Source organism: Actinoplanes sp. CA-015351 (assembly GCF_050955685.1).
Taxonomy (GTDB): domain Bacteria; phylum Actinomycetota; class Actinomycetes; order Mycobacteriales; family Micromonosporaceae; genus Actinoplanes.
This window is the reverse complement of the sequence record NZ_CP192102.1, coordinates 7,655,720-7,681,817: the sequence shown is the minus strand read 5'-3', so window position 1 is coordinate 7,681,817 and position 26,098 is coordinate 7,655,720. Positions and strand designations below refer to the sequence as shown.

At 69.7% G+C, this 26,098-nt stretch carries 23 protein-coding genes; 14 read left to right on the top strand and 9 right to left on the bottom strand.

The window, feature by feature from the left end:
- The first annotated feature begins 18 nt into the window (after positions 1–18).
- Positions 19–1,101 carry a succinyl-diaminopimelate desuccinylase gene (dapE, locus tag ACQP2E_RS34820; protein ID WP_433827208.1) on the top strand — a complete coding sequence of 361 codons (1,083 nt, stop codon included), beginning with the start codon at positions 19–21 and terminating at the stop codon, positions 1,099–1,101.
- A 20-nt stretch (positions 1,102–1,121) separates the two neighbouring features.
- Here the strand turns inward: dapE and ACQP2E_RS34815 are convergent, their stop codons facing one another.
- Complete coding sequence (locus ACQP2E_RS34815) at positions 1,122–1,319, bottom strand: hypothetical protein (protein WP_433827207.1); 198 nt, start codon at positions 1,317–1,319, stop codon at positions 1,122–1,124.
- A gap of 200 nt (positions 1,320–1,519) precedes the next feature.
- Here ACQP2E_RS34815 and ACQP2E_RS34810 point away from each other — a divergent pair, with 200 nt between their 5' ends.
- The 4 genes from ACQP2E_RS34810 (at position 1,520) to ACQP2E_RS34795 (ending at position 10,270) form a co-directional block, all read left to right on the top strand.
- The gene (locus ACQP2E_RS34810) at positions 1,520–2,287 is read left to right on the top strand and encodes a TIGR00730 family Rossman fold protein (protein ID WP_433827206.1); all 768 of its coding nucleotides are present in this window, start codon (positions 1,520–1,522) and stop codon (positions 2,285–2,287) included.
- A gap of 1 nt (position 2,288) precedes the next feature.
- A complete protein-coding gene (locus ACQP2E_RS34805; protein WP_433827205.1) occupies positions 2,289–2,837 on the top strand; it encodes a TIGR00730 family Rossman fold protein in 549 nt (182 codons plus the stop codon).
- Positions 2,838–2,993: 156 nt separating this feature from the next.
- Positions 2,994–6,836: an ATP-dependent helicase gene (locus ACQP2E_RS34800; protein ID WP_433827204.1), complete on the top strand. Its 3,843-nt coding sequence runs from the start codon at positions 2,994–2,996 to the stop codon at positions 6,834–6,836.
- Positions 6,833–10,270, top strand: coding sequence for an ATP-dependent helicase (locus ACQP2E_RS34795; RefSeq protein ID WP_433827203.1), 3,438 nt, complete (start codon positions 6,833–6,835; stop codon positions 10,268–10,270). The genes ACQP2E_RS34800 and ACQP2E_RS34795 overlap by 4 nt, the downstream gene beginning before the upstream one ends.
- Here the strand turns inward: ACQP2E_RS34795 and ACQP2E_RS34790 are convergent.
- A complete protein-coding gene (locus ACQP2E_RS34790) occupies positions 10,262–10,699 on the bottom strand; it encodes a pilus assembly protein CpaE (RefSeq protein ID WP_433827202.1) in 438 nt (145 codons plus the stop codon). The genes ACQP2E_RS34795 and ACQP2E_RS34790 overlap by 9 nt on opposite strands.
- Before the next feature lie 207 nt (positions 10,700–10,906).
- On the opposite strand from ACQP2E_RS34790, the gene cspE reads away from it, so the two are divergent.
- On the top strand, positions 10,907–11,110 hold the full coding sequence (gene cspE / locus ACQP2E_RS34785) for a transcription antiterminator/RNA stability regulator CspE (RefSeq protein ID WP_014447450.1): 204 nt from the start codon (positions 10,907–10,909) through the stop codon (positions 11,108–11,110).
- Between the two features lie 181 nt (positions 11,111–11,291).
- Here cspE and ACQP2E_RS34780 read toward each other — a convergent pair whose 3' ends face one another.
- A complete protein-coding gene (locus ACQP2E_RS34780; RefSeq protein ID WP_433827201.1) occupies positions 11,292–12,008 on the bottom strand; it encodes a lysophospholipid acyltransferase family protein in 717 nt (238 codons plus the stop codon).
- 102 nt (positions 12,009–12,110) lie between these two features.
- Here ACQP2E_RS34780 and ACQP2E_RS34775 point away from each other — a divergent pair, with 102 nt between their 5' ends.
- Positions 12,111–12,986: a hypothetical protein gene (locus ACQP2E_RS34775; RefSeq protein ID WP_433827200.1), complete on the top strand. Its 876-nt coding sequence runs from the start codon at positions 12,111–12,113 to the stop codon at positions 12,984–12,986.
- Here ACQP2E_RS34775 and ACQP2E_RS34770 read toward each other — a convergent pair.
- Genes ACQP2E_RS34770 through ACQP2E_RS34755 form a run of 4 tightly spaced genes read right to left on the bottom strand, consistent with a single transcriptional unit; the run spans position 12,983 to position 16,208 of the window.
- Positions 12,983–13,945, bottom strand: coding sequence for an ABC transporter permease (locus tag ACQP2E_RS34770; RefSeq protein WP_433827199.1), 963 nt, complete (start codon positions 13,943–13,945; stop codon positions 12,983–12,985). The genes ACQP2E_RS34775 and ACQP2E_RS34770 overlap by 4 nt on opposite strands.
- Complete coding sequence (locus ACQP2E_RS34765; protein ID WP_433827198.1) at positions 13,935–14,681, bottom strand: ABC transporter ATP-binding protein; 747 nt, start codon at positions 14,679–14,681, stop codon at positions 13,935–13,937. The genes ACQP2E_RS34770 and ACQP2E_RS34765 overlap by 11 nt, the downstream gene beginning before the upstream one ends.
- 25 nt (positions 14,682–14,706) lie before the next feature.
- Positions 14,707–15,786 (bottom strand): ABC transporter substrate-binding protein, encoded by a 1,080-nt coding sequence (locus ACQP2E_RS34760; RefSeq protein WP_433827197.1) that lies wholly within the window; start codon positions 15,784–15,786, stop codon positions 14,707–14,709.
- Positions 15,787–15,794: 8 nt separating this feature from the next.
- A complete protein-coding gene (locus tag ACQP2E_RS34755; RefSeq protein WP_111651733.1) occupies positions 15,795–16,208 on the bottom strand; it encodes an RrF2 family transcriptional regulator in 414 nt (137 codons plus the stop codon).
- 222 nt (positions 16,209–16,430) lie between these two features.
- Here ACQP2E_RS34755 and ACQP2E_RS34750 point away from each other — a divergent pair, with 222 nt between their 5' ends.
- From ACQP2E_RS34750 to ACQP2E_RS34735, 4 genes are all read left to right on the top strand, one after another.
- The gene (locus ACQP2E_RS34750) at positions 16,431–17,738 is read left to right on the top strand and encodes a M16 family metallopeptidase (protein ID WP_433827196.1); all 1,308 of its coding nucleotides are present in this window, start codon (positions 16,431–16,433) and stop codon (positions 17,736–17,738) included.
- Positions 17,735–19,054, top strand: coding sequence for a M16 family metallopeptidase (locus tag ACQP2E_RS34745; RefSeq protein ID WP_433827195.1), 1,320 nt, complete (start codon positions 17,735–17,737; stop codon positions 19,052–19,054). The genes ACQP2E_RS34750 and ACQP2E_RS34745 overlap by 4 nt, the downstream gene beginning before the upstream one ends.
- The gene (gene nudC, locus ACQP2E_RS34740) at positions 19,051–20,022 is read left to right on the top strand and encodes an NAD(+) diphosphatase (RefSeq protein ID WP_433827194.1); all 972 of its coding nucleotides are present in this window, start codon (positions 19,051–19,053) and stop codon (positions 20,020–20,022) included. Before ACQP2E_RS34745 ends, nudC begins: the two co-directional genes overlap by 4 nt.
- Before the next feature lie 77 nt (positions 20,023–20,099).
- Positions 20,100–20,966, top strand: a complete 867-nt coding sequence (locus tag ACQP2E_RS34735; RefSeq protein ID WP_433827193.1) for a phytanoyl-CoA dioxygenase family protein — start codon at positions 20,100–20,102, stop codon at positions 20,964–20,966.
- A gap of 51 nt (positions 20,967–21,017) precedes the next feature.
- Here ACQP2E_RS34735 and ACQP2E_RS34730 read toward each other — a convergent pair whose 3' ends face one another.
- Positions 21,018–21,260 (bottom strand): mycoredoxin, encoded by a 243-nt coding sequence (locus tag ACQP2E_RS34730; protein WP_433827192.1) that lies wholly within the window; start codon positions 21,258–21,260, stop codon positions 21,018–21,020.
- Between the two features lie 107 nt (positions 21,261–21,367).
- Here ACQP2E_RS34730 and ACQP2E_RS34725 point away from each other — a divergent pair, with 107 nt between their 5' ends.
- The 3 genes from ACQP2E_RS34725 to ACQP2E_RS34715 all read left to right on the top strand — a co-directional run bounded on the left by ACQP2E_RS34725 (position 21,368) and on the right by ACQP2E_RS34715 (position 24,393).
- A complete protein-coding gene (locus ACQP2E_RS34725) occupies positions 21,368–23,503 on the top strand; it encodes an ATP-dependent DNA helicase UvrD2 (protein WP_433834182.1) in 2,136 nt (711 codons plus the stop codon).
- Positions 23,504–23,623: 120 nt separating this feature from the next.
- The gene (locus tag ACQP2E_RS34720; RefSeq protein WP_433827191.1) at positions 23,624–23,887 is read left to right on the top strand and encodes a hypothetical protein; all 264 of its coding nucleotides are present in this window, start codon (positions 23,624–23,626) and stop codon (positions 23,885–23,887) included.
- Between the two features lie 143 nt (positions 23,888–24,030).
- Positions 24,031–24,393, top strand: coding sequence for a WhiB family transcriptional regulator (locus tag ACQP2E_RS34715; protein ID WP_433827190.1), 363 nt, complete (start codon positions 24,031–24,033; stop codon positions 24,391–24,393).
- Between the two features lie 280 nt (positions 24,394–24,673).
- Here ACQP2E_RS34715 and ACQP2E_RS34710 read toward each other — a convergent pair whose 3' ends face one another.
- Positions 24,674–26,074 carry an ABC1 kinase family protein gene (locus ACQP2E_RS34710; RefSeq protein ID WP_433827189.1) on the bottom strand — a complete coding sequence of 467 codons (1,401 nt, stop codon included), beginning with the start codon at positions 26,072–26,074 and terminating at the stop codon, positions 24,674–24,676.
- Between the last annotated feature and the right edge of the window lie 24 nt (positions 26,075–26,098).

Here is a 26,098-nt window from a genome sequence, read left to right as displayed (position 1 = left end):
CCCCGGTATGGTGCGCACATGGCCAACCCGCTTACCCCGGACGTGCTGGTGGACCCGGTCGTGCTCACCCGCACGCTGGTCGACATCGAGTCCGTGTCCCGTGACGAGAAGGTGATCGCCGACTGCGTGGAGGACGCCCTCCGCCAGGTCGATCACCTGAACGTCAAACGGCTCGGAAACACGGTGATGGCGCGTACCAAACTGGGGCGGGAGCAGCGGGTCATCCTCGCCGGCCACCTCGACACGGTCCCGATCAACGACAACTGGCCGTCCACTGTCGTCGACGACCTGATCTACGGCTGCGGCACCTCGGACATGAAGTCGGGCGTCGCCCTCGCCCTGCACCTGGCCGCCACCGTGCCCGACCCCGAGTACGACATCACCTACCTCTTCTACGAGGCCGAGGAGATCGAGTCCGAGTTCAACGGGCTCAGCCTGGTCGCCGACGCGCATCCGAAATGGCTGCAGGCCGACTTCGCGGTGCTGCTCGAACCGACGTACGGGGTGGTCGAGGCGGGCTGCCAGGGAACGATGCGGGTGAGGTTGCACACCCGGGGCCGCCGGGCGCACACCGCGCGGGCCTGGCGCGGCACCAACGCGATCCACGCGATGGGCGAGGTCCTCCGGCGCCTCGACCGTTACCAGGCGCGGACCGTGACGATCGACGGCTGCACGTACCGGGAAGGGCTCAGCGCGGTCCGGATCGGCGGCGGCATCGCCGGCAACGTCGTCCCGGACGAGGCCTGGACCGAGGTGAACCTGCGCTTCGCACCGGACCGCAGCGAGAAGCAGGCGCTCGAACACCTGCACGAGGTCTTCGACGGTTACGAGCTGGAGGTCATCGACTCGGCGCCGGGCGCGCTCCCCGGCCTGACCGCCGCGCCGGCCCGTGACTTCCTGCTGGCGGTCGGCGAGGAGCCCGCCGCGAAGCTCGGCTGGACCGACGTGGCCCGATTCGCGGCGCTCGGCATCCCGGCACTCAATTACGGGCCGGGCGATCCGGCGCTGGCGCACGCGCCGGACGAGCACGTCGAGATCGGCAAGATCCGGGACGGCGCGGCCACGTTGTACCGCTGGCTGGCGCCGTCGTCCGACATCTAGGCGCTCGGTTCTTCTATTTTCTACGCGCTCTGTATAACGACCCGGCCGACGGCGCGCTGTGGCAGCAGCGCCGGTGGCGGTATCTCCATCGTGGTCTCGAGGTCGACGGTGGGTTCGGGCTCACGCGCCGCGAAAGCCATCCGCCGTTCCTCCACCACCAGGCGGATCCGGCGCTGCATGGCGCGGTGCATCTTGAGGCGCTCGTAACGGTTCGTCACGGTGGCTGCTCCTTCGCCGGGCACCCGGTGTCAAACCGGGCACCGTGCCTGCCGTGTGGTCGAGGTCGGTAACAGTACAGACGTCGCAGGGCTACGTTCGGTTGCTTCAATCTGGCAAAAAGGTCCGCAGGTCGCAATCCTCTTACCGAAACGCACCCGGTTATTCACCGGGTACTGACCGTCCGCACTACCTTTGACGCATGACGGACAGCACCAACGGGCGACCGCAGGCGGGTCCGGAGCGTCACCGTGGAGGCGTCACGCTGCGCCGTGACGCCATCCCGCCGAGCACCGCCGACGAGAAACTGCTCGACTCACCCCACCGCGGCGAGTGGAAGACAAAGGACGCCTGGCGCGCCCTGCGCATCCTCTCCGAGTTCGTCGAGGGATTCGACACCCTGGCTGACCTGCCACCCGCGGTCAGCGTCTTCGGCTCGGCCCGCAGCAGCGCCGACAGCTACGAGTGCGAGCTGGCGGAGAGCCTCGGCGCGGCCCTCGCCGAGGCGGGCTACGCGGTGATCACCGGCGGCGGCCCCGGCGTCATGGAGGCGGCGAACCGCGGCGCCACCGAGGCCGGCGGGATGTCCGTGGGACTTGGCATCGAGCTGCCGTTCGAGCAGGGCCTCAACGACTGGGTCGACGTCGGCATCGACTTCCGGTACTTCTTCGTCCGCAAGACCATGTTCCTGAAGTACGCGCAGGCCTTCGTGGTCCTGCCGGGCGGCTTCGGCACCCTCGACGAGCTCTTCGAGGCGATCACCCTCGTGCAGACGAAGAAGGTCACCCGCTTCCCGGTGATCCTGATGGGCACCGAATATTGGAGCGGCCTGCTCGACTGGATCAAGCGCCGGATGCTCGACGAAGGCAAGATCAACGCCATGGATCTCGAACTTCTGCAGGTCACCGACGACGTCGCCGAGGCCGTCCGGATCATCGTGGACGCCGACGCCGCCCTCGGGAAGCTCTGACATGGCCGCCATCTGCGTGTTCTGCGCCTCCTCCACCACCCTCGAACAGCGCTGGCTCGACCTGGCCGAGCAGACCGGCCGGGCCATCGCCGGCCGCGGGCACACGCTCGTCTCCGGCGGCGGTTGTGTCGGCATGATGGGCGCCGTCGTCGACGGCGCCCGCGCGGGCGGTGGCCGCACCCTCGGGATCATCCCGCAGCGCCTGATGGACCTGGAGGTCGCTGACCTGGCCTCCGACGAGCTCGTCGTCACGGCCGACATGAGCTCCCGCAAGAACCTGATGGTCGAGCGGTCGGACGCCTTCATCACCCTGCCCGGCGGCCTCGGCACGCTGGACGAGCTCTTCGAGGTCTGGACCACCGCGACGCTCGCCGTGCACCGCAAGCCGATGGTGCTGCTCGACCCGGACGGCTTCTACGACGGCCTGTGGACCTGGCTGGGCAGCCTGGTCGACAACAAGTTCGTCCGGCCGGCGGCGCTGGAGATGATTCTGATCGCGCGGACCGTACCCGAGGCCGTCGACCAGATCGAGGCCGCGCTCGCGGCCTGACCTCGGCCCGGCTCGCGTCCGCATCTCCCTCGGCCGGTACCTCGCTGCGGGAGAACGTCGTACCGGCGTGCTCTCATAGATGCCGTGAGCACGCCGGCCCCCCAGACTCCGGTGCGCCGGCCGGCTTATCGCCTGGTTCGGCGTCCTCGTCCTGCTGTGCCCGAGTTGCTCGCCGACCCGGTGCAGGGTCGGGTGACCGCGCACGCCGGCGGGCCGCTGCTGGTGGTCGGCGGTCCCGGCACCGGCAAGACCACGCTGCTCGTCGAGTCGGTCGCGGCAAGGATCGCCGAGGGGGTCGATCCGGAGCGGATCCTGGTGCTGACGTTCGGCCGCCGTGGCGCGTCGGCGCTGCGCGACCGCATCGAGGCCCGGATAGCCGACGACGGCGGGCGGATCGTGCACGAGCCGTTGGTGAGGACCTTCCATGCGTACGCGTTCGGCCTGCTCCGCAGGGCGGCCGCCGAGCGTGGTGAGCCGTCGCCGCGGCTGCTGACCGGCCCCGAGCAGGACCTGATCATCCGGGAGCTGCTGGCCGTCGTCGGTGACCCGGAGGCGCCCGATCAGATCGGCTGGCCCGAGGCGCTGCGCCCGGCCCTGCCCACCCGTGCCTTCGCCCAGCAGTTGCGTGACCTCATGCAGCGCGCCGCCGAGCGTGGCATCGGCCCGGCGCAGCTGGCCCGCCTCGGCGAGCGGCTCGGCCGCGACGACTGGCCGGCCGCAGCCCGCTTCCTCAGGGAGTACGTCGCGGTGCTCGCCCTGCGTGACGTCACCACTCGAGGCTCCACCGCTTACGATCCGGCCGAGCTGGTCCGCGCGGCCTCCGGCCTGCTCGCCGACGAGCCGGACCTGCTGGCCGCCGAGCGCCGACGCCTCGCGTTCGTCTACGTCGACGAGCTGGCCGAGTCCGACCCGGCCCAGATGGACCTGCTGGCCCAGGTCGCCGGCGGCGGCAAACCGGTCGTCGCCTTCGCCGACCCGGACTCCTCGGTCTACGCCTTCCGAGGCGCCGACCCGTCCCTGGTGGCGGCCTTCCCTGACCGTTTCCGCTCACCGGCGGGCGCGCCGGCGGAGACGGTGACGCTGCATACGAACTACCGCGTGGCAGCGCCGTTGCTGAGCGCGACCGGGCGCGTGGCCCGCCGCATGCGGGGCCCGATCAGCCACCGCCCGATGTTCCCGCCCGCCGCTCCCGCACCGGCTCCCTCCTCTGGGGTTCCCGCGCCGGCTCCCTCCTCTGGGGTTCCTGCGCCGGCTCCCTCCTCTGGGGTTCCTGCGCCGGCTCCCTCCTCTGCGGCTCCGGCGCCGGCCCCCTCCTCTGCCGATCTTGTTGACTCGCACGAGAACGGGCCTGCGGAAATCCACAAGATCGAGAGTGAGGGGAGGCGCGGAGGCGAAGCCGGCGCGGGCGGGCCGGAGTCCGAGGCGCCAGCGATTGAAGCGCCGGAGTCCGAGGCGCCAGCGATTGAAGCGCCGGAGCCCGAGGCGCCAGCGATTGAAGCGCCGGAGGTTGAGGTGCCTGCGGTTGAGGTGCCCGAGGCTGGGGTGTTGGTTTCTGAGGCTGTGGTGCGGATTTTCCGGTCGCCTGCTGCGGAGACCGCGTTCATCGCGCACGCGCTTCGGGAGGCGCATCTGCTGCACGGGGTGCCGTGGTCGCGGATGGCCGTGGTGATGCGGTCGACCACTCTGCAGCAGCCTTCGGTTCAGCGGGCGCTGGCCGCTGCCGGGGTTCCGACCGTCACGTTCGCCGAGGATCTGCCGCTGCACCTGCAGCCTGCTGTCGCACCGTTTCTGCTGCTCCTGCGGTGTGCGCTTGATCCGGGTGTGCTTGAGGAAGAGGCGGCGGTGGCGTTGTTGCACTCGCCTCTCGGCGGGGCCGATCCGCTTGCCGAGCGTCGGCTGCGGCAGGGGCTGCGGGCGCTCGCTCTCGCGGCCGGTGACCGGCGGCCGTCGGGGGAGTTGCTTGTCGACGCGGTGCGGGACCCGGCCGGACTGGACATGGTGGAGCGTCGCTGGGCGCGGCCGGCCAAAGCCGTGGCACATCTGATCGACGTGGCTCGGAAAGCCGCCGCCGAGCCGGGCGCCACGGCCGAGGACGTGCTCTGGGCGGTGTGGCGGGCCAGCGGTTTGGCCGACCGGTGGTACGCGATGAGCACCGGCTCCACCCCGATGCCGGATCACCGGGAGGCGGGGCGGGCCCGGCGCTGGCGTGCCGAGGCGGCGGATCGTGATCTCGACTCGATGGTGGTGCTCTTCGACGCGGCGGCGCGGTTCGTCGACAGGCTGCCGGGTGCGCGTACCGAAGTGTTTCTTGAACATGTCCTCGGCCAGGACCTGCCCGCTGACTCGATCGCGCCGAGCGCCGACCGGGGTGAGGCGGTTCGGCTGCTGACCGCGCACGCGGCGAAAGGCCTGGAGTGGGACGTCGTGGTTCTCGCCGGTGTGCAGGAGGGCATCTGGCCCGACCTGCGCCTGCGCGGGAGTCTGCTGGGGTCGGAGCGTCTGGTCGACGTCTTGGCCGGCCGTCCCGCGTCGGGTCCGGCCGCGGTCGCCGGTGAGACGTCGGCGTTGCTGGACGAGGAGCGGCGGCTCTTCTACGTGGCGATCACCCGGGCTCGGCGGCGGCTCGTGGTCACCGCGGTGTCGTCCGCGAGTTCCGGCGGCATCGGCGGTGAGGAGCAGCCGAGCCGCTTCCTGACCGAGCTGGCGGCCGGCGGCCCCGGCGGCGCGGGTGGCACAGGTGGCTCCGACGGTCCGGGCGGGCCCGACGGTCCGGGCGGGTCCGACGGCTCGGGCGGGCCCGGCCCGGGTGACGGCCCGCAGGATCCGCAGCCGCCCGAACCCGAGCCCGAACCCGAGCCTCGGGAAACGGACCCGGACGACCAGGAAGAGCCGGGAGACCCGGAAGACCCGGAAACCCCGGAAGAGCTGGAAACCCCGGAAGAGCTGGAAACCCCGGAAGAGCTGGAAACCCCGGAAGAGCTGGAAGATCTGGACGGCGGGGAGGTTGAGCTTGCTGTCGGGCGGGCTCCTCGGGCTCTCACGCTCGCCTCGCTCGTGGCCGAACTCCGTACCGTCGTGGTCTCGGAAAACGAGACGCCTGGCCGGCGGCGCGCGGCGGCGGGTGAGCTCGCGAAGCTGGCCGCCGCCGGGGTGGCAGGCGCCCATCCGGACGAGTGGTGGGGGTTGCGGCCGCTCTCCGACGACCGGCCGCTGATCGACGAGGGTGATCTGGTCAAGGTCACGCCCTCGTCGATGGAGAGCGCGCTGCGCTGCAGCCTGCGCTGGCTGCTCGAACGGCACGGTGGTGCGGCTCCGGCCGGACCCGCTCAGGGCATCGGCAACCTGGTGCACGCAGCCGCGATGCTCGCCGAGGACGCCAACGCCGACCGGGAGAAACTGGTCGAATATGTGAGCGCCCGGTTCGACTCGATCGAGCTGGCGGCGCGCTGGCTGGCCGGGCCGGAGCATGAGCGGGCGCAGGGCATGGTCGACAAGCTGCTGCGCTGGCTCGCGGTGAACCCGCGGCGGCTGCTGGCGATCGAGCACGAGTTCACCGTGCGGCTGGAGGACGAGCAGCGGCCGATCCAGCTGACCGGGCGGGTCGACCGGCTGGAGATCGACGACGAGGGCCGGCTCGTGGTGATCGACCTCAAGACCGGGAAGACGACCGCCGTGGCCGGTGCTGACGTGGCGGAGAACCCGCAGCTCGGCGGCTATCAGGCGGCGGTCGACGCGGGCGCTTTCGCGGATTACGGAAGTGACAGCGGCGGCGCGGCGCTGGTGCAGCTCGGTCCGGGCAGGGAGGCCCGCGAGCAGATGCAGGTGCCGCTCTCCGACGCGACGGATCCGCAGTGGGCGTACGCGATGGTGCGCCGGACGGCGGAGACGATGGCCGCCTCGACGTTTTCCGCGGTGGCGAACAGCCGGTGCCGGGTTTGCCCGGTCCGCACGAGTTGTCCAATTTCTGGTAAGGGGCGACAGGTCGTCGAACCACAATGAGCCAACCCACGCTGTTCGGAGAACAACCCCGGGCCCGTCGCCGCGCCGACTCCGGGCCTCGGTACACGCCGCGCGAGCTGGCCCGGATGCTGCACCTGCCGCCGCCGACCGCCGAGCAAGAGGCGATCATCGCGGCTCCGGTGGCGCCGCTGCTGGTGGTCGCGGGCGCCGGGTCGGGCAAGACCGAGACGATGGCGTCGCGGGTGGTCTGGCTGGTCGCCAACGGGTACGCGCACCCAGGCGAGATCCTCGGTCTCACCTTCACCCGCAAGGCCGCCGGCGAGCTGGCGCACCGGGTCCGTACCCGGGTCGGCCAGCTGATCCGCCGGTTCGGCCGGGACGACGCGTTCGCCGGTGAGGCCACCATCTCGACGTACCACGCGTACGCGGCCCGGGTTGTCACCGAGCACGGGCTGCGCGCCGGTTACGAGCCGTCCGCGCGGCTGCTCACCGAGGCCGCCCGCTGGCAGATCGTCGACTCGCTGGTGCGCACGTACACCGGGGAGATGACCGGGCTGAACCGCGCGCCCGGCACCGTCACCGACGACGTGCTGGCGCTCTCCGCCGAGATCGCCGAGCACCTGACCACACCGGACGACGTCGCCGCCTGGACCGGCGGGTTCTACGCCGACATCACCGAATACCCGGGCCGGGTCTACAAGGACGTCACCGACATGCTCCGGCGCCAGCAGCAGCGACTCACCCTGCTGCCTTTGGTACGCCTTTACCAGCAGCGCAAACTCGACCTGGAGGCGATGGACTTCGGCGACCAGATGGCCCGTGCCGCCCTGGTGGCCCGGGACCATCCGGAGGTCGGAGCGGTCGAGCGCGGCCGGTTCCGGATCGTGCTGCTCGACGAATATCAGGACACCAGCCACGCCCAGGTGGTGATGCTGAAGGAACTCTTCAGCGGCGGCCACCCGGTGATCGCGGTCGGCGACCCGAGCCAGTCGATCTACGGCTGGCGGGGCGCCTCGGCCGGGACGCTGGAACGGTTCCCCAGCGACTTCCCGGACCGGAAACAGCACCCGGCCTGGGTGCAGAGCCTCTCCAAGAGCTGGCGCAACCGCCCGGAGATCCTCGCGGTGGCGAACACGATCTCGGCCCCGCTGCGCGCCGGTGTGAAGGTCACCGAGCTGACCTCGGCGCCCCGGGTGGCCGAGGCGGTCGGTGGCCGGACGGTCACGTGCGCGCTGCTGCCGACGTACGCCGACGAGGCCGGCTGGATCGCCGACTCGATGCTCACCGCGTGGCGCCTGGCCGCCGGCATGCCGTCCGCGCCGGCCGGCGAGATCCCGCTGGACCTGCGTCCGACGAGCGCGGTCCTGGTACGCGTCCGCAGCCAGATCGCGGCGATCGAGGAGGCGCTGCGTGCCCGTGGCCTCCCGGTCGAGGTGGTCGGCCTGGGCGGGCTGCTGGACACCCCGGAGGTACGCGACGTCGTCTGCACCCTGCGTGTGCTTGCCGACCCGACCGACGGCGCGTCCCTGCTGCGCCTGCTCACCGGCGCCCGCTGGCGGATCGGCCCGCGTGACCTGGTGTCGCTGCATCGCCGGTCCCGGGCGCTCGCCGCTGCCCGGGCGCAGGAGCACAGCGACGCCGAGGAAGCGGAGATCATCGCGGACCGTCTCGACGACGCCACCCTGGTCGAGGCGATGGCCGATCTGGGCATTCCGGCGCAGTACTCGGTGGAGGGGTTCGCGCGGCTCCGGGCGTACGGAAAGGAATTGGGTGCGCTGAGGCAGCGCCTGGACCAACCGCTGCCCGATCTTCTCGCGGACATCGAGCGAACGATGGGCCTGGACGTGGAGGTGGCGGTCCGTGGCTGGGCGGCCGGTGACGCCGGGCTGGCCCGCGCCCACCTGGACGCGCTCGGTGAGGCCGCGACCCGGTACACCGGGGAGAACGAGAGCGGCACCATCGCCGGCTTCCTCGCCTTCCTGGCCGCCGCCGAGGAGGAGGAACGCGGGCTGGAACCGGGTCAGGTGGACGTGGTCGAGGGCGCCGTGCAGATCCTCACGGCGCACGCCGCGAAAGGCCTGGAGTGGGACGTGGTGTCGGTGGCCGGGCTCTGCAAGGGAGTGTGGCCCGGCATGTCCCGGAGTTCCGATCACTACCTGGGCGGCATCGGTGTGCTGCCGTTCCCGCTGCGCGGTGACTCGTCGGGTCTGCCCGATCTCGATCTGACCGACGCGGTCGAGCAGAAGGACGTGGCGGGTGCGCTGACCACTTTCGGCCGGGCCTGGCGGGAGCATGACGAACGGGAGGAGCGCCGGCTCGCCTATGTCGCGGTGACGCGTCCTCGCCGGCTGCTGCTCTGCTCGGGTTACTGGTGGGGCGAGAGTGTGAAGCGGCCGCGCGGGCCGTCGGTCTTCCTCGACGAGATCCGGGCGGTCTGCGCGGACGGCGCCGGGGTGGTGGACCGGTGGACGCCGGAGCCCGCGCCGGGCGAGTCGAACCCGAGCGAGCAGGCGGTGTCGAGTGCCGAGTGGCCGGCCGATCCCCTGGGGCTGCGCCGGCCGGCCATGGTGGCCGCCGCCGACCTGATCCGCCGGATGATCGAGAGCCCGGACGAGTCGGCCGCTGAGGCGTTCGCCGACCTGGCGTCACGTGACCCTGAGGTGGCGGCACGGGCGGGGCTGGCCGCCGATCTGGTCGGCCTGGCGGGTCCGGGCTCGCAACCCGGCGAGCAGGAAGCCGGCGAGCAGGAAGCCGGCGAGGAGGCCGAGTCAGCGGCGGACCCGGACGTCGTCCGCTGGCGGAACGAGGCTCGCCTCCTGCTCGCCGAGCGTGCGGAACGCACGACCCAGGACGGCCCGGCCGAGGTCGCACTCCCGCCGCATCTGTCGGTCTCGCAGCTCGTTGTCCTCCGGCGTGACCCGCAAGCCCTGGCGCGATCGCTGCGCCGTCCTCTCCCGCACCGCCCGGCGCCGCAGGCCCGGCGCGGCACCGCGTTCCACCTCTGGCTGGAGCAGCGGTTCGGGGCGGGCCGGTTGATCGACATCGACGAGCTGCCGGGTGCGGCCGACGACGGCGCGGCCGGTGACGAGGAGCTGGCGGCTCTCCAGGAGGCGTTCCTGACCGGGGAGTGGGCCGACCGCAATCCGGTCGAGGTCGAGGTCCCGTTCGCGACGACCGTCGCCGGTGTGGTGGTGCGTGGCCGGATGGACGCCGTCTTCGCCGACCCGGACGGCCGGTTCGACGTGATCGACTGGAAGACCGGCCGGCGCCCGGGTGGTGCGGAGGCGGACGCCGCGGCGGTGCAGCTGGCCGCGTACCGGCTGGCCTGGGCGGCACTGGCCGGTGTGCCGGTGCGCCGGGTCCGCGCCGGGTTCCATTACGTCCGGGAGCAGGTCACGGTGCGTCCGGCCGATCTCATGGACGCGAGCGAGCTGGCCGAGCTGATCCTCGCGGTGCCGGAGGAGTCACTCTGACGCGCCCAGGCCGGCGGCACCAAGGAGAAAGATCAGAGCACTTGCGTACGCCTCGTCGGCGCTCGCTGCGGTGAAGACGCGGTCCTCGCCGAGCACGCCGACGCGTACCGAATAGTCGCCTGTCTCGCGGCGCAGTTCCCGGAAGGTTCCGCCGAGGAGTTCCCGCAGCTGATCTTCGCGGGGCAGCCAGATCGCCTCGTCGAGATCCACATCGTCGAGTGCCCACTCGGTGGTGCCGTTGAAGCCGATGATCGGGCCGTCAGGTCGATCATGTACCTGGATAGTCATGTTGCTCAGCACGAAAACTTCGTCGTCGAGGTCGCGATCGGGCACCGTGAACCGGTCGCCGAGCCGCGGTTTCCAGACAAGTCCGGCGTCGCTGAGACGCCGCGCCAAATGTGTGCCGACCATGTCCCCGGCCTCCTCCATCATGATACGCTCGCGAGCGTTGTCAGTTTGGTTCCCAAGTACTCAGGAGCGCCTGTGGGGAAGTCTGCCCCAGGCGCTCTTTGTCGTAACCCGGGTTTCTCCGGTACGGGCGATCAGTACGGCGACACGAGTCCCGCAGAATGCGGGTCTTATTACCTCGTTCCCGTCCATAATGGGCGAGAGCGATCGACCGTCGAGGAGACGATCATGGTTACCGGCGTTGTGAAGTGGTTCAACGCGGACAAGGGCTTCGGGTTCATCACCCCGGACGACGGCGGCGCCGACGTCTTCGCCCACTTCTCCGCAATCCAGATGTCGGGCTACCGCAGCCTGGAGGAGAACCAGCGTGTTGAGTTCGAGGTGACCCAGGGCCAGAAGGGCCCGCAGGCCGCGAACATCCGCTCCGTCTGATTCCGAGCCTGATCGGCTGCCACCTCCGGCGGTAGCCGTAAGTCTCAAAAGAAATCGGCGTCGTGCCCGCATGGGTGCGGCGCCGATGCCTTTATGGGGCGAAGTGAAGGCCCCCGGCGCGGCGCGCCGAGGGCCTTGCTGATCTCTTTCGGTCAGGCTGAGCTTCTTCGGTAAGGAAGTGTCAGACCGACGCTGAGGGCTGCGGCAGCGGTGCGGTGCCGCCGAGGTGGGCGGGAAGCCACCAGCGGTCGTCCTCGCCGGCCGGCTTCTCCGGGTACGCCCTCTGCACGTCGTCGAGCAGCCTGGTCAGCCGCTCTTTCAGCAGGACGGTCACTGCCTCGGCGGTGGCGCCGTCCGGCATCTGGATCGGCTCGCCGATCTTGATGATGACCGGCACGTGGCGCTTGGTGAGCTCCTTCTTCCGCCCCTTGGTCCAGAGACGGTGCGGGCCCCAGACAGCCATCGGGATCAGCGGGACGCCGGCCTCCTGCGCCATCCGCGCGGCACCCGATTTCAGCGCCTTGATGGTGAACGACTCGCTGATCGTGGCCTCCGGGAAGACGCCGACGATCTCGCCCCTGCGCAGCGACTCGATCGCCTCGCGGAAGGCGGCGGTGCCGGCCTTGCGGTCGACCGGGATGTGCTTCATGCCGCGCATCAGCGGACCACTGATCTTGTGGTCGAACACTGCCTTTTTCGCCATGAAGCGGACCAGCCGCTTGGACGGCTGGGCACCGAGGCCGCAGTAGATGAAGTCGAGGTAGCTCGAGTGGTTGCTGGCAAGCACCGCCCCGCCGCTGGTCGGGATGTGCTCGCCGCCCTGGACCTCGATCTTGTTGTCGAGGACGCGAAACATGGTCTTAGCTAGGCCGACAACCGGGGGATACACCAGTTCCATGGCAGCACGGTAGCTGAACTTTCTGGAAAAGGCCCGGTACGGGTGGACAATGCCGACAGGCGTACCGGCTCTTGAGACGTCCCGTGGTGTTCACTGGAGAACATGTCGGAACCGAACGCGTGGAGCCGGTCTGGCGGGTCGTGGACGTCGGGCACGGTCACCGCTTCGGGCGTACCCTCGCAAGCCGCGCAACCGCCTGCGGAGCCGGAGGCGCCGCGCCCGGATGGGGCACAACGGCGCCGGCGGCAGTTGATGATCTTCGGTGGGGTGGCCGGTGCGATTCTGGCGGCTGGTCTGACGGTGCTGCTGATCGTGATCTTCGGTGGGGAGAGCAATCCGTTCGCCGACAAGGCGGCTGCTCCGGCCGATCTGCGACCGCCGCTGGCACAGGCCTGCCCGGCGCCGACCACAGCGCCGAGTGCGGCGCCGACCCGGAAACCCAGTGCTGCGGCACCGGTGACCGGCGAGCGGACCGAGGACGAGGAAGCGGGCATCTCGTACCGGAAGTACGGTTCGCCGTGGCTGGTCTGGGACGACGTGTGGCGGGCCGGGACCCTCGAAGTTCCCTATCGCGTCGGTCAGCACTTCGTGACCGAGATGTACAGCGGCGGGCAGTACCACGCGTCGATCCTGTCGGCGGCGGTGCCGGCCGCGGACAACGACGCGGTCTCGCTCGACCTGGAGTGCGTCGGCCGGCAGGTGGCGGCGGACGTGCGGGCGGAGTACTACCCGCAGCCGAACACGATGGAGCCGCTCCGCGACGAGGTCACCACGCTGGGCGGGCTGCCGGCCTTCGTGAGCGAGTTCCGGCTGAAATTCCAGGCGAACGGACTGACCGCCACCGAGGAACTCTCCGCGGTGGCGGTCATCGACGTCGGCAAGCCGACGGCAGCGATTCTGTACGTCTCGATCCCGGGAACCCACAAGCAGTTCGACTACGTCGTCGACGAGGTCCTCGAGTCGGTGCGGCCGCTTTAGCTTCCCGTCAATCCCCAGCGCTTGCGGAGCTTGCCGTCGGCGAAGTTGAAGAGCTGGTCGATCAGGATGCCGATGACCAGGACGACGATGATGTAGCTGATCACCAGGGCGCTGTCCGACAGGTCGCGGGCGTTCTGCATCCGGACACCGACCGAGACCGTGCCGGGCACGATGACCAGCAGCTCACCGGCCATCAGGCTGCGCCAGGAGAACGCCCAGCCCTGCTTCAGGCCGGAGACGAACGACGGCAGCGAGGCCGGCAGGATCAGGTGCCGGTACTGCGCCAGACCCTTCATGCCCATCACCTGGCCGACCCGCAGCCAGGTCCGCGGCACATAGTCGATGCCGCTGATCAGGCCGTTCGCCACGGAGGGCGCGGCGCCGAGCACGACCACGAACATGATCGCGCTCTCGCCGAGCTGGAAGAGCAGGATCGCGAGCGGGAACCACATGATCGACGGCATCGTCTGCAGGCCGGTGATCAGCGAGCCGATCGCGGCGCGCAGCGGGGCGAACCGGGAGACGGCCGCGCCGATGATCGTGCCGATCAGCACGGCCAGGAAGAAGCCGGTGATCGCACGGGTCATGGTCAGGCGTACGCCGTTCCAGAAGTCAGCGGTGGTGACCAGGTCTTTGAGGACCGTGAAGACGTCGAGCGGCGCCGGAAGAACGTAGATCGGCTTCCACTCGGACAGGACCGTGATCTGCCAGATCGCGATGACGATGGCAATCGCCAGCAGTTTCGGCCAGGTGCTGTTCCAGATCCGCAGCCCGATCCGGCCCTTTTCCTTCTTGGGACCGAGTTCGAGCGCGTCCATGCCGCTGACCCGGTCGGCGGCCGCCAGGTCGACGGGCTTGAGGTCCGCGGGAGGCGGGAACGCACCCGGGTCGAGACCCTGGACGGCGGCCCTGGTGGCCGTGGTTCTGGTGGCCGTGGTGTTGGTGGGCTCAGTTGGCATGGCGGGCGACCTCCGCGCGGAGCCGGTCGGTGATCTCGGCGGCCTGGCCGGAGACCTCGGGGGAGTCGATGCGCCGGGGGCGCGGGTGGCCGATCTTGAAGTCCTCGATCACCCGGCCCGGGCGGCTGCTGAGCAGCACCACCCGGTCGCCGAGGCGTACGGCCTCACGCACGTTGTGGGTCACGAAGAGCACAGTCAGCTCCTGCTCGCGCCAGATCCGCTCCAGCTCGTCGTGCAGGATGTCGCGGGTCATCGCGTCGAGCGCGCCGAACGGCTCGTCCATCAGCAGCACGTCGGCGTTCTGGGCGAGGGCCCGGGCCAGGGCGACCCGCTGCCGCATGCCGCCGGACAGCTCGTGCGGGCGCTTGTCGGCGAAACCGGAGAGCCGGACGATGTCCAGCAGCTCCAGGGCCCGCTTCCGGCGCTCGGCCCGGCCGAGGCCCTGAAGCCGCAGCGGCAGCTCCACGTTGCCGGCCACCGAGAGCCAGGGGAAGAGCGCGGCCTCCTGGAACATCAGCGCGACGTGCCGCCCGCCGATGTCCAGGGTGCCGCTGGAGATCTTGTCGAGTCCGGCCACCAGCGAGAGCAGCGTGCTCTTGCCGCAGCCGGACGCGCCGAGCAGGCAGACGAACTCTCCCTGCTCGACGTCGAGTGAGATGTGGTCAAGGGCGAGCAGAGCGTTGCTGCCCGAGCCGTACTGTTTCGAGACGTCGTCGATCCGGACGACCGTACTCATGCTCGCCCCTCCCATCAGTGGTTCGTCAGCTGGCCGCGGCGTCGCTGACCTCGGGCTGACCGTCTGCCTTGAGCAGCTCGTTCAGCGGACCGAGATCGTAGATGCCCTTGAGGTCGACGGTCTTGAGAAGGCCGACTTCTTCCGCATGCTGGGCGCTCGTGTACAGCGAGGACGCGATCGGGTCGTACGTGAACTTCAGGTTCGCGAACGCGGCGGTCAGGATCTCGGCCTTCAGCGGCTTACCGGTGAGCGCCTCGATCTGGGCGTTCGCCGCGGTCTGCGCGTCGGCGTTGTTGTCCTTGATGTACTTGACCGCGTTGATGTGGCCCTGGAGCAGCTTCTTGACCGTTCCCGGGTATTCCTTCAGGAACTTCTGGCTGACGATCAGGTGCGTGGTGACGAACTCCTGGTTCGGCCACAGCGTCTTCTCGTCGACAAGGACCTTGCCCTTGGATTCGAGGATCAGCTTGCTGTAGTTGGGCTCCGGCACCCAGGCGCCGTCGATGGTGCCCTGCGCGAACGCCTGGATCGCGGTCGCGTTGTCCTGCGGCAGGACGGAGACGTCACCGCCGCCGTTGGTGTCGGCGTTGAGGCCGTTCTCCTTCAGCCAGGCGCGCAGAGCCACGTCCTGCGTGTTGCCGAGCTGCGGGGTGGCGATCTTCTTGCCCTTGAGGTCGGCCGCGGAGTTGATGCCCTCCTTGACGACCAGGCCGGCGCCGCCGGAGGTGCTGCCCGCGATGATCTTCAGCGCGGTCCCCTTGGAGGTGGACCAGCCGTTGATCGCCGGGTTCGGGCCGATGTAGGTCGCGTCGATCGCGCCGGAGAGCAGGGCCTCGATCGCGGCCGGACCGGCGTTGAAGGTCTTGGTCTCGAGGGTGGTCGCGCTGCCGAGGGCCTCCTTGAACAGACCCTTGTTCACGCCGACCAGGGCGGGCGCGTGGGTGATGTTCGGGAAGTAGCCCAGGTTGATCGTCTTGGCTTCGGCAGCCGCGCCGCTGGTGCCCTCGGCGGTGTTGTCGTCGTTCGATCCGCAAGCGGCCAGCGCGGTAGAGGCCACAACCGCGGCCGATGCAAGGGCAAGCGCACGTGTGGTGCGGGAGCTCATGCTCACTCCTAATTTTTCTTCACTGAGTTTTGAGAGAGTTCGGCCAGGGTCTTGTGGTCGACTACACCCTCGATGGCCGCCTCGACGGCGATCCACACGTCATGCAGCGCCGTCGCCGCACCGTGATAGACCGCCGTGGACGTGGGTAGCCCCCGGACGGTGGTGAGGGCACCCCCGACGGCGCGGACCACGTCGCCGACGGTGATCTCCTCGGCCGGGCGGGCCAAGGCGTACCCGCCGTCCACGCCGCGGTGGCTGTGCAGCAGCCCGGCGCGGCGCAGATCGAGCAGGATTCCTTGCAAAAAGCTGAGCGGGATGTCCTGGACCGCAGCCAGTCCAGCGGCTTTGACCAGGTGGGGGTGCTCGGCGGTGACCGCCAGCATTGCGCGTACGGCGTAGTCCGTGCGAGCCGATACGTACATGTCGCGCGCCCCCTCCCGTGATTCTTTGCTTAACCTATCTGCTGGATGGGAATAGTGGAACAGATGGGATTGACGCGTCAAGTGCTGTGACGGGGGCAACACGGAGTGCGCCGGTCCCGCAAAGATCGGCGGATCGGGATATCGACGCATTTACTCCGCGTCATCGCCCTGCTACACCGATGACTACCGCGCGGATCCGTGCCAACACGCTAGATTCGTACCGTGGCGCCCAGAATCAAGATCCCCGCGACGAAATATCCGGTCGAGCGATTCACCCTCGGCAACGGTCTGCGTGTGGTCCTCTCTCCGGATCGCAGCGCCCCGGTGGTCGGCGTGGCCGTCGTCTACGACGTCGGCATCCGCAGCGAACCGGAAGGCCGTACCGGCTTCGCCCACCTCTTCGAGCATCTGATGTTCCAGGGCTCGGCGAACCTGGAGAAGCTGGCCCACTTCCGGCACGTGCAAGGCGCCGGTGGCACCTTCAACGGCTCCACCCACCTGGACTACACGGACTACTACGAGGAGCTGCCATCCGGCGGCCTCGAGCGCGCGCTCTTCCTCGAAGCCGACCGCATGCGCGGGCCCCGGCTCACCGAGGAGAACCTGCGCAACCAGGTGGACGTGGTCAAGGAAGAGATCAGGGTCAACGTGCTGAACCGGCCGTACGGCGGGTTCCCCTGGCTCAAACTGCCGCCGGTGATGTTCTCCACGTTCGCCAACGCCCACGACGGGTACGGCTCGTTCGAGGACTTGGAGAGCGCCACCGTCGAGGACGCACAGGGCTTCTTCGACCGTTACTACGCCTGCGGCAACGCGGTCCTCTCGGTCGCCGGCGACTTCGACGTGGCCCAGGCCACCGCGATGATCGAGCGGCACTTCGGTGACGTCGAGGCGCGGCCCGCGCCGGAGCTGCCCGACTTCGCCGAACCCGGCCTCACCGAGGAGAAGCGGGAGACCTACATCGACCGCATCGCGCCGCTGCCCGCCGTCGCGGGGGCCTGGGGCGTACCGGACCCGATCGCGCACTTCGACCGTTACCTGCCGTACTCGGTGCTCGCCGAGGTGCTCACCGACGGCGACGCCTCCCGTCTCGTGGAGCGGCTGGTCCAGCGCGACCGGACGGCCACCACGCTCGGCGGGTACATCGGCTTCATGGGCGACGAATACCAGGTCCGCAACCCCACCGCGCTGCTGCTGCAGGCCCACCTGCCTCCCGGGGGCGACGCCGGCAAGGTGCTGCAGACCATCGACGAGGAACTCGACCGTCTGGTCACCGACGGCCTCAAGCCCGGTGAGCTGGACCGTACACAGGCCCGGATGGCGACCCGCCTGCTGCAGGGCACCGACGACGTGCTCGGCCGGGCCCAGCCGATGGCGGTCCTGGAGCTGCAACGCGGCCGGCCGGACCTGCTCAACGAGCTGCCCAAGCTGGTCAGCGAGGTCACCGGCGAACAGATCGTCGCCGCCGCGGCCACCCTGCGCCCGGAGAACCGTGCCAGCGTCGAAGTCATCCCGGGAGCTGCCTCATGAGCACCACGACCCTGCCCGACCTGGTTCCGGACGCTGACCTGCACCTGCCCCGCGAGGCGGAGCGCCGGCTGCCCAGCGGCCTGACCGTGATCGCGATCCGCCGCTCCGCGGTGCCCCTGGTGGAGCTGCGGCTGCGGATCCCGTTCGGCCGGGCGCCGCTGGCCCCGGCCACCCTGCTCTCCCAGGCGCTGTTCACCGGCACCAGCACGCTGTCGAGCATCGAGATCGCCGCCGAGCTGCAGGCCGTCGGCGGCAGCCTGGCCGCCGGCATCGACCCGGACCGTCTCCTGATCAGCGGCAACGCGCTCGCCGCCGGGCTGGATCGGACCCTGGAACTGCTCGCCGGCTCGCTGACCGACGCGACGTACCCGGTCGAGGAAGTGGTGACCGAGCGCGAGCGCCTGGTCGACCACATCCAGGTCGCGCTCAGCCAGCCCGCGCATCTGGCCCGGGTCGCGCTGCTGAAGCGGATCTACGACACCCATCCGTACGCGGTGCAGACCCCGACGCCGGACGAGGTCCGTGCCGTCGAGCCGGCCGCGGTGCGCGAGCTGCACGCCGAGCGGGTCCGCCCGGCCGGCGCCACCCTGGTCCTGGTCGGCGACATCGACCCGGACCAGGCGATCGACGTCGCGGAAAAGGTGCTCGGCGGCTGGTCCGGTGCGGCGCCGGACGGCGTCATCCCGCCCACCCCGGCGATCTCGACCGGCCCGCTGCTGCTCGTCGACCGGCCCGGTTCGGTGCAGTCGTCGCTGCGGCTGGCGCTGCCGGGCGTTCCGCGTACCGACCCGGACTACGCCGCGTTCACAGTCGCCAACCTGATCTTCGGCGGTTACTTCTCCTCCCGCTGGGTGGAGAACATCCGGGAGGACAAGGGCTACACGTACGGCTCACATTCGGTGATCGAGCACTCCGTGGCCGGCTCCACCTGGCTCGGCGCGGCCGAGGTCGCCACCGAGGTGACCGGCCCGTCGCTGCTGGAGACGATCTACGAACTGGGTCGCATCTCGAGCCTCCCGCCCGGCGAGGAGGAACTGGAGCAGGCCCGGCGATACGCCTTGGGCACGCTGCGCCTCGGCATGTCCACCCAATCCGGGCTCGCCGGCCTGGCCAGCATGTACGCGGGCTTCGGCCTACGCCTCGACCACCTGCGCGAGCACTCGGAGAAACTGGCCGCCGTCACCCGTGAGGAGGTCTTCGCGGCCGGAGCGAAGTACCTCGCCCCCTCGCGGGCGGTTACCGTTGTCCTCGGCGACGCCGACAAGATCGAGTCGCAACTGTCCGTACTGACGGCCGTGGAGCGAAGCACAGAGTGACCGAACCTGAACAGCCAGACCTGGGGGAGCAACCCGGTACCCCGCCGCTGGCCCGTACCACCCTGGACCGTGCCGCGCACCGGCGGAAGGACGAGGCCTGGCTGGCCGACGCCTGGACGCGCGGCCTGGTCCTGGTCGTCGACCTCGCGAAGGGCGGCCGTGCCCTGGTGACCGGCCGCCCGGACGACGGCGTCGCACTGATCCTGGTGCCGTCGTCGCAGGCGCCGGACGCCGCGCACGAGCCGTGGTTCCTCGGCTTGGACGTGGGCGGCGTCCCGATCTGGGCCGTCGACGCCCCGGTCGAGGCGACCGGTGATCAGCGGGCGGCCACCCTGCGGGAGATCGGCCATCTGCTCGACGACCGGGACGCCGGGTTGTTCACCGCGGCGGCCGCGCTCGGCAACTGGCACCGCAGTCACGGGTTCTCCCCGCGTACCGGCAAGCCGACCACGGTGGTGGAGGCCGGCTGGGCCCGTGCCGACGACGAGGGTCAGCTGATGTGGCCGCGTACCGACCCGGCCATGATCGTGCTGGTGCACGACGGTGTCGCCGGACCGGCCGGCCGCTGTCTGCTCGGGCACAACGCGTCCTGGCCGACCGGGTCGGACGGCGTACGCCGATTCTCCTGCCTGGCCGGTTACGTGGAGCCCGGCGAGTCGTCCGAGGCCGCGGTCGTCCGCGAGGTGCATGAGGAGGTCGGGATCCGGCTGAGCTCGATGCACTACGTGGGCAGTCAGTCCTGGCCGTTCCCGGGCTCGCTGATGCTCGGCTTCCACGCGGTCGCCGACCCTGGTCAGCCGTTCGTGCTCGACCCGGAGGAGATCGACGAGGCGCACTGGTTCACCCGGGACGCGATCGCCAAGATGATCGCCGGCGGTTACGTCGACCCGGACAGCGGCGTACCCATGAGCCTGCCCATGCGGTCGTCGATCGCCTTCTATCTCGTCGAGAAGTGGCTGCAGGGTTAACAGAATCTTTTTCTGGTTCGGTGGCAACCTGAGTGGGGTCCGGATGCGTCTTGGATACAAAGACGAGAGGGGAACCGATGACCCAGGTGGAAGCCCCGGCGTGGACGCCCATGTCCGCCCAGGAGCGGGAGGCGTTCGAGCGGGACGGCTACATCGTCGTGCCGTCGGTGCTCAGTGAGAGCGAGATCGAGGCCGGTCGGGCCGCGATTCTGGGGTACTACGACAAGGTGAAGGCCGAGGGCGGTGCGCTGCACCAGCTCTCGCCGGTCGCCCACGTGCCCGAGCTGGCCTTCCTGCTCGATCACCCCAGAGCTTTCAAGTACATCTGGTCGTTGCTCGGGTGGAACGTGCACGTCTACCACTCGCACATCGACGTGCACCCCCAGCTGCACGAGAAGCAGAAGGAATGGTGGCACTGGCACCAGGACGGCGGCCGGCAGAACCGGGAGATCGAGACCGACCCGCGGCCGATGATGTCGGTGAAACTCGCGTACTGGTTCTCCGACGTGAGCGAGACCGGCCGGGGCAACTTCACCGTCCTGCCCGGCAGCCACAAGACCAACTGGCTGCCCGGCCCGCCGAGCCGCGGTGTCTCGTGGCCGCAGCCCGAGGGCGCCGTCCAGATCACCGCGAACGCGGGTGACCTGGTGGTCTTCGATCGCCGCATCTGGCACGCCCGGTCGGACAACTACTCCGACATCACGCGCGTCGGCGCGTTCTTCGGCTACACCCCGCGCTGGATCGCGATCCGCGACGAGGTCGCGGACCTGCCGGCCCGGCCGGAGTGGAACGGATTCAGCGAGGTCCAGAAGCAGCTGCTCGGCGGGTTCGGCGCCGGTGACGGTGACCACCAGTGGGGTCACTACCCGGAAACCACTCCGCTGTACGGCGCGCTGAAGGAGCGGGGACTGCTCGACTCGAGCATCCCGGCGCTGATTCCGTAATCGGGGGAATGAAAAAGGGGCCGTTCGTGGGAACGGCCCCTTTTCGTCCGATCAGGCGCTGATTGCCGACAGGTGCTGCTTGACCTGCACGATCGACGGGTTGGTCAGTGCGGACCCGTCAGCGAACTTGAGCGTCGGAACGGTCTGGTTGCCGCCGTTCACGCTGCGCACGAACTCGGCCGACGTCTCGTCCTGCTCGATGTCCACGACGTCGTAGGCGATGCCCTCGCGGTCGAGCTGGCTCTTCAAGCGGTGGCAGTACCCACACCAGGACGTCGAGTACATGGTCAGCATCGGTCAGGGCTCCTTCGATCCTCGTCACACGGCGGTGCGGCTGAGAAGCACAACACCCGCCAGGGGTGTCATGATTCCCTACCGTGCTATCTGATGCGGTGACTGCGGTGCTGGACGGGCTCGACCCGGATCAGCGAACGGCTGTGACCGCCCCGGCCGGACCGGTCTGCATCCTGGCCGGCGCCGGTACCGGCAAGACCCGGGCGATCACCCATCGGATCGCGTACCGGACGTCGAACGGCGAGATCAGCCCCCGGCACGTGCTCGCGGTGACCTTCACCGCCCGCGCCGCAGCCGAGATGCGGGCGCGGCTCACCGCGCTGGGCGCCGGCGGGGTCCAGGCCCGCACGTTCCACGCCGCCGCCCTGCGCCAGGTGCGCTACTTCGCGCCGCGGCTGCTGGAGGGCCGCGCGATGCCCGAGCTGATGGAAAGCAAGGTCCGGGTGGTCGGCCTCGCGGCCGCCAAGGCAGGGGTACGCACGGACCGCGCCGCCGCCCGGGACCTGGCAAGTGAGATCGAGTGGTCCAAGTCGTCACTGGTCGAACCCGGGGAGTACGTCGTAGCGGCCGCCAAGGCGCTGCGCGAGCCCCCGGTCGACCCGGCCAAGGTTGCCGAGGTCTTCGCCGCCTACGAGTCGCTCAAGCGCCGCCAGGGCGTGATCGATTTCGAGGACCTGCTGCGCGCCGCGGTCTGGGGCATCGAGGAGCACCAGGACGTCGCCGAGCAGATCCGCGCCCAGTACCGGCACTTCGTGGTCGACGAGTATCAGGACGTCAACCCGCTGCAGCAGCGGCTGCTCGAAGCATGGCTGGGCGGCCGTGACGACCTCACCGTGGTCGGCGACGCCAGCCAGACGATCTACTCGTTCACCGGCGCGACCTCCGGATACCTGATCGACTTCCCGCGCCGGCGCCGGGACGCCGTGGTGGTCCGGCTGGTCCGCGACTACCGCTCGACCCCGCAGGTGGTCGGCCTCGCCAACGCGGTGATCCGGCAGGCCCGGGGCACCGAGGCGAAACTGCGCCTGGAGCTGGTCGGTCAGCGCCCGTCCGGCCCGGAACCCGAACTCAAGATCTTCCCGGACGAGCCGGGCGAGGCCGCTGCGGTGGCCCGTCGATGCCGCGAGCTGATCGCGAGCGGGACGCCGGCCAGCGAGATCGCGGTGCTCTTCCGGACCAACGCGCAGTCCGAGTCGTACGAGGAGGCGCTCGCCGAGGCCGAGGTCCCGTACGTGGTCCGCGGCGGCGAACGGTTCTTCGAACGCACCGAGGTCCGCCGGGCGATGATCGCGCTGCGCGCCGCCGTGCGTTCGATCCCGGGGGAGACCCCGCTGGTCCAGGCGGTCGTGGAGGGCCTCGCGGGCACCGGCTGGAACCGCGACCAGCCACCGCCGGGCGGTGCCGCACGCGAGCAGTGGGAGGCGCTCGCGGCGCTTGTCACCCTCGCCGAGGAGTACGCGGCGACACCGGCGATCCTGCCGATAGGCGAAGCCGGCCGGGTGCAGCGTGAGGTGTCGCTCTCGGCGTTCAACGACGAGCTGGCCCGCCGCGCCGAACAGCAGCACGCGCCGACCGTGGCGGGCGTGACCCTCGCCTCGCTGCACTCGGCGAAGGGCCTGGAATGGGACGCGGTCTTCCTGGTCGGCCTCGCCGACGGGACCCTGCCGACGACGTACGCGAAAACGCCCGACCAGCTGGAGGAGGAACGCAGGCTCCTGTACGTGGGTGTGACCCGGGCGCGACAGTGCCTGTGGCTCTCGTACGGCCAGTCCCGCGCCCCTGGTGGCCGTCCGCGCCGCCCGTGCCGGTTCCTGCCGCAGCTGGAGCGCACCGGTGGCCACGCCGCGGACCGGGGTGAGCGCGGCATCGCCGCCAGTCGGAAACCCGACCGCCGCCGCCCGCAGGTCTCCTCCTGCCGGATCTGCGGCGCCACGCTGCTGGCCGGTGCGGACCGCAAATTGGGCCGCTGCCCGACCTGCCCGTCCGACATCGACGAGGACCTGTACGAGCGTCTCCAGGTGTGGCGGGCGAACACCGCCGCGAGCCTGAAAGTTCCTGCGTACGTGGTATTCACCGACGCGACCCTGGCGGCGGTGGCGGAGCGCCGGCCGGCCGGGCCCGCGCAGCTGGTCGCGATCGCCGGAATCGGCCCGCGCAAGCTCGGCCAGTACGGCGAGGCGGTCTTCGCTCTGGTGGCCGGAGCGAGCCCTGATGATCTTGCCCAGAAAAACTTCGAAAGTTAGTCCGTTAATTCGTTTGCTCTCCGCTGTAGGGCAGGCATAGCCTCAGAACACATCTTGGCGAGCGGCTCCGCCCGCCAAGATTCAGGACACGAGTGCAACGTTATGGAGGAGGTGGCACTGATGAAGCTCAACATGATGATTCCGTCGATGCTGCCGTCTGCAGTTTGCTCGCCGTCCGCCCCTGCCACCTCTGCTCTGCTTGTCGCTGAGCGGGCTGTTTCTCCGTGGGCGCACCAGGCTCCGGTCCAGGCCGAGCTGGGCAAAACCGTTCTGGTGCTCGTCGATGGAAACAAGGGGACCACTGGCTTCAGTGGCAATGCCATCTCGCGTAAGCGCTACACGGATGGTGGCAGCGGTGTCCCGCCTCGAGGAAGGCCGGTCTGATTACAGACCTCCGGCTCACCTCGAGGCCGCGGAACCCGATAACCGGGATCCGCGGCCTTAATTTTTTGGCCGGCTCACCCGCCGGTGTTCAACCCGTATCGCGATCCAGAAGATCGAGAAGAAGAGAGAGGTGACCGGGCTTTATGAGTCTGGCGCTGGCCCCACTCGACGTGACCGTCGAGCTCGAGGCAAACCTGCCCTGTCGGAAGTTCGACCCTGACCTGTGGTTCTCTGACGCCCCGGCCCAGCTGGAGCTGGCGAAGTCGCTCTGTGGCGACTGCCCGCTCCGCGTGGAGTGCCTCGCCGGAGCGGTGGAGCGTAGTGAGCCCTGGGGTGTCTGGGGTGGAGAGATCTTTGAGCGTGGCGCCGTGGTTCCGCGCAAGCGGCCCCGTGGCCGTCCCCGTAAGGCCGACGTCGCTCGCGACGCCGAGCTGGCCGTCGAGGTCGAGGAGCGGCTCGCCGCGAACGGTCTCGACACCCGCAACTCGGTCCGCCTGGCGGCCTGAGATGAATTCCCTCCCCATGACCGTGATCGATATCCGAAAGCCGAGTACCAAGATGACCCCGAACGGATCCACCAAGATGAGACTCATCCACGAAGCGTTGTCGAGGGCCCGAATGCGAAGGCCTCAGAGCGAAGTCGCACCTGAGGCCTACCGTTCCGCCCGCCGTATCGCGATGGAAGCCCGTAACCGGGCCGGCCGCGAACTGGGCGGACTCTGACGACCACCAATAGATAAAGGCCCGTTCGCTGTTGCGGACGGGCCTTTTCGATGTTTATCGATCTCAATCAGTGAGAGATTCGCCGTCAGTGAGAGCTTCACCATCAGCAGGAGCTTCACCATCGGTGAGTGCGAATCCTGGCAGCCACTCCTTGAGGATCTCCCGGTACGGAGCCTCCGCTTCGAGCTGACAGAGCACACCGATCGATCCAAGCGTGACCCGGTGGATCAGAAGGTAGGACGGCGGCAGGTTCAGCTTGCGGCTGAGCTGATAACCCGGGGACCGCGGACTGCCCAGCCGGGCCGCCTCGCCCCGGAGCCAGGCGCGGGTGAACCGGAACCGCTCCACCGCGATCGGCTCGATCATCGGCAGAAGGAAGTCCAGCACCGCCTGGGCGTCGATCTCCTCGTCGGGCTTGATGAAGCCCTCGTCACGCAACCCGTCGACCACGTCCTTGGCGCGGCCGTCGAGAGCGAGCCGGACCAGGCGGCCGATCGGCTCGGGGTGGCCGTCCGGCAGGCGCGCCACCGCGCCGAAATCGATAACGCCGAGGCGGCCGTCGTCGAGCAGCCGGAAGTTGCCGGGGTGCGGGTCGGCGTGCAGCAGACCGGCCCGGCCGGGCGCGGAGAAGTGCAGGATCGCCATGAGCCGGCCGGCCTCGTCGCGCTCCTCGACGGTGCCGTCGCTGATCACGTCGGCGAGCGGTTTCCCGTCGACCCACTCGGTCACCAGGATCCGGGGTGCGGACGCCACCACCCGGGGCACGAAGATGTCGGGATCGTCCCGGTACGCCTCGGCGAAGGCCCGCTGGGTCTCCGCCTCCATCTCGTAGTCGAGTTCCTCGATGATCCGTTCCCGCAGCTCGGCGATCAGCGGTTTCACGTCCATGCCGGGCTGGATGATCTTGAACATCCCGGCCAGCCGGGAGAGCTGTTTCAGGTCGGCGACCAGTGCGTCTCCGGCACCCGGGTACTGCACCTTCACCGCGACCGGCAGCAGCTTGGGTTTGCCGTTGCGGCGGGCCGGCGGCAGTTTCCAGACGGCGCGGTGCACCTGACCGATGCTGGCCGCGGCGGCCGGGCTGTCGTCGAACTCGGCGAACTTGTCCCGCCAGTCCGGCCCCAGCTGCTCGGCGAGCGCCTTGTGCACGTTCGCCACCGGCATCGGTGGCGCCGCTTCCTGGAGCTTGGTCAGGGCCTGCCGGTACGGCCCGGCCATCTCGTCGGGCATCGCGGCCTCGAAGACCGACAGCGCCTGCCCGAATTTCATCGCACCGCCCTTGAGCTGGCCCAGGACGCTGAACAGCTGCTCGGCGGTGCGTTGCTGGATGTCCGCGGAAATGACGTCGGACGCGATGCCGACGGCACGCTTGCCGAGGCCCAGCGCGGTGCGCCCGGCGAACCCGAGGGGCAGCGCGGCCAGTTTGGCGGTCCGGGAAGCAGCGCGGCGGGGTATGTCGGTCACCAGATCATTGTGACCGACTTCCGG

What these genes read in the sequence shown, in the direction of transcription:
- ACQP2E_RS34745 (WP_433827195.1), top strand. Translation starts at nt 17,735, where the DNA reads ATGAGCACCACGACCCTGCCCGACCTGGTTCCGGACGCTGACCTGCAC.
- cspE (WP_014447450.1), top strand. Translation starts at nt 10,907, where the DNA reads ATGGTTACCGGCGTTGTGAAGTGGTTCAACGCGGACAAGGGCTTCGGG.
- ACQP2E_RS34775 (WP_433827200.1), top strand. Translation starts at nt 12,111, where the DNA reads ATGTCGGAACCGAACGCGTGGAGCCGGTCTGGCGGGTCGTGGACGTCG.
- ACQP2E_RS34760 (WP_433827197.1), bottom strand. Translation starts at nt 15,786, where the DNA reads ATGAGCTCCCGCACCACACGTGCGCTTGCCCTTGCATCGGCCGCGGTT.
- ACQP2E_RS34755 (WP_111651733.1), bottom strand. Translation starts at nt 16,208, where the DNA reads ATGTACGTATCGGCTCGCACGGACTACGCCGTACGCGCAATGCTGGCG.
- ACQP2E_RS34790 (WP_433827202.1), bottom strand. Translation starts at nt 10,699, where the DNA reads ATGGAGGAGGCCGGGGACATGGTCGGCACACATTTGGCGCGGCGTCTC.
- ACQP2E_RS34720 (WP_433827191.1), top strand. Translation starts at nt 23,624, where the DNA reads ATGAAGCTCAACATGATGATTCCGTCGATGCTGCCGTCTGCAGTTTGC.
- dapE (WP_433827208.1), top strand. Translation starts at nt 19, where the DNA reads ATGGCCAACCCGCTTACCCCGGACGTGCTGGTGGACCCGGTCGTGCTC.
- ACQP2E_RS34770 (WP_433827199.1), bottom strand. Translation starts at nt 13,945, where the DNA reads ATGCCAACTGAGCCCACCAACACCACGGCCACCAGAACCACGGCCACC.
- ACQP2E_RS34735 (WP_433827193.1), top strand. Translation starts at nt 20,100, where the DNA reads ATGACCCAGGTGGAAGCCCCGGCGTGGACGCCCATGTCCGCCCAGGAG.
- ACQP2E_RS34805 (WP_433827205.1), top strand. Translation starts at nt 2,289, where the DNA reads ATGGCCGCCATCTGCGTGTTCTGCGCCTCCTCCACCACCCTCGAACAG.
- ACQP2E_RS34730 (WP_433827192.1), bottom strand. Translation starts at nt 21,260, where the DNA reads ATGCTGACCATGTACTCGACGTCCTGGTGTGGGTACTGCCACCGCTTG.
- ACQP2E_RS34765 (WP_433827198.1), bottom strand. Translation starts at nt 14,681, where the DNA reads ATGAGTACGGTCGTCCGGATCGACGACGTCTCGAAACAGTACGGCTCG.
- ACQP2E_RS34715 (WP_433827190.1), top strand. Translation starts at nt 24,031, where the DNA reads ATGAGTCTGGCGCTGGCCCCACTCGACGTGACCGTCGAGCTCGAGGCA.
- ACQP2E_RS34810 (WP_433827206.1), top strand. Translation starts at nt 1,520, where the DNA reads ATGACGGACAGCACCAACGGGCGACCGCAGGCGGGTCCGGAGCGTCAC.
- ACQP2E_RS34780 (WP_433827201.1), bottom strand. Translation starts at nt 12,008, where the DNA reads ATGGAACTGGTGTATCCCCCGGTTGTCGGCCTAGCTAAGACCATGTTT.
- ACQP2E_RS34795 (WP_433827203.1), top strand. Translation starts at nt 6,833, where the DNA reads ATGAGCCAACCCACGCTGTTCGGAGAACAACCCCGGGCCCGTCGCCGC.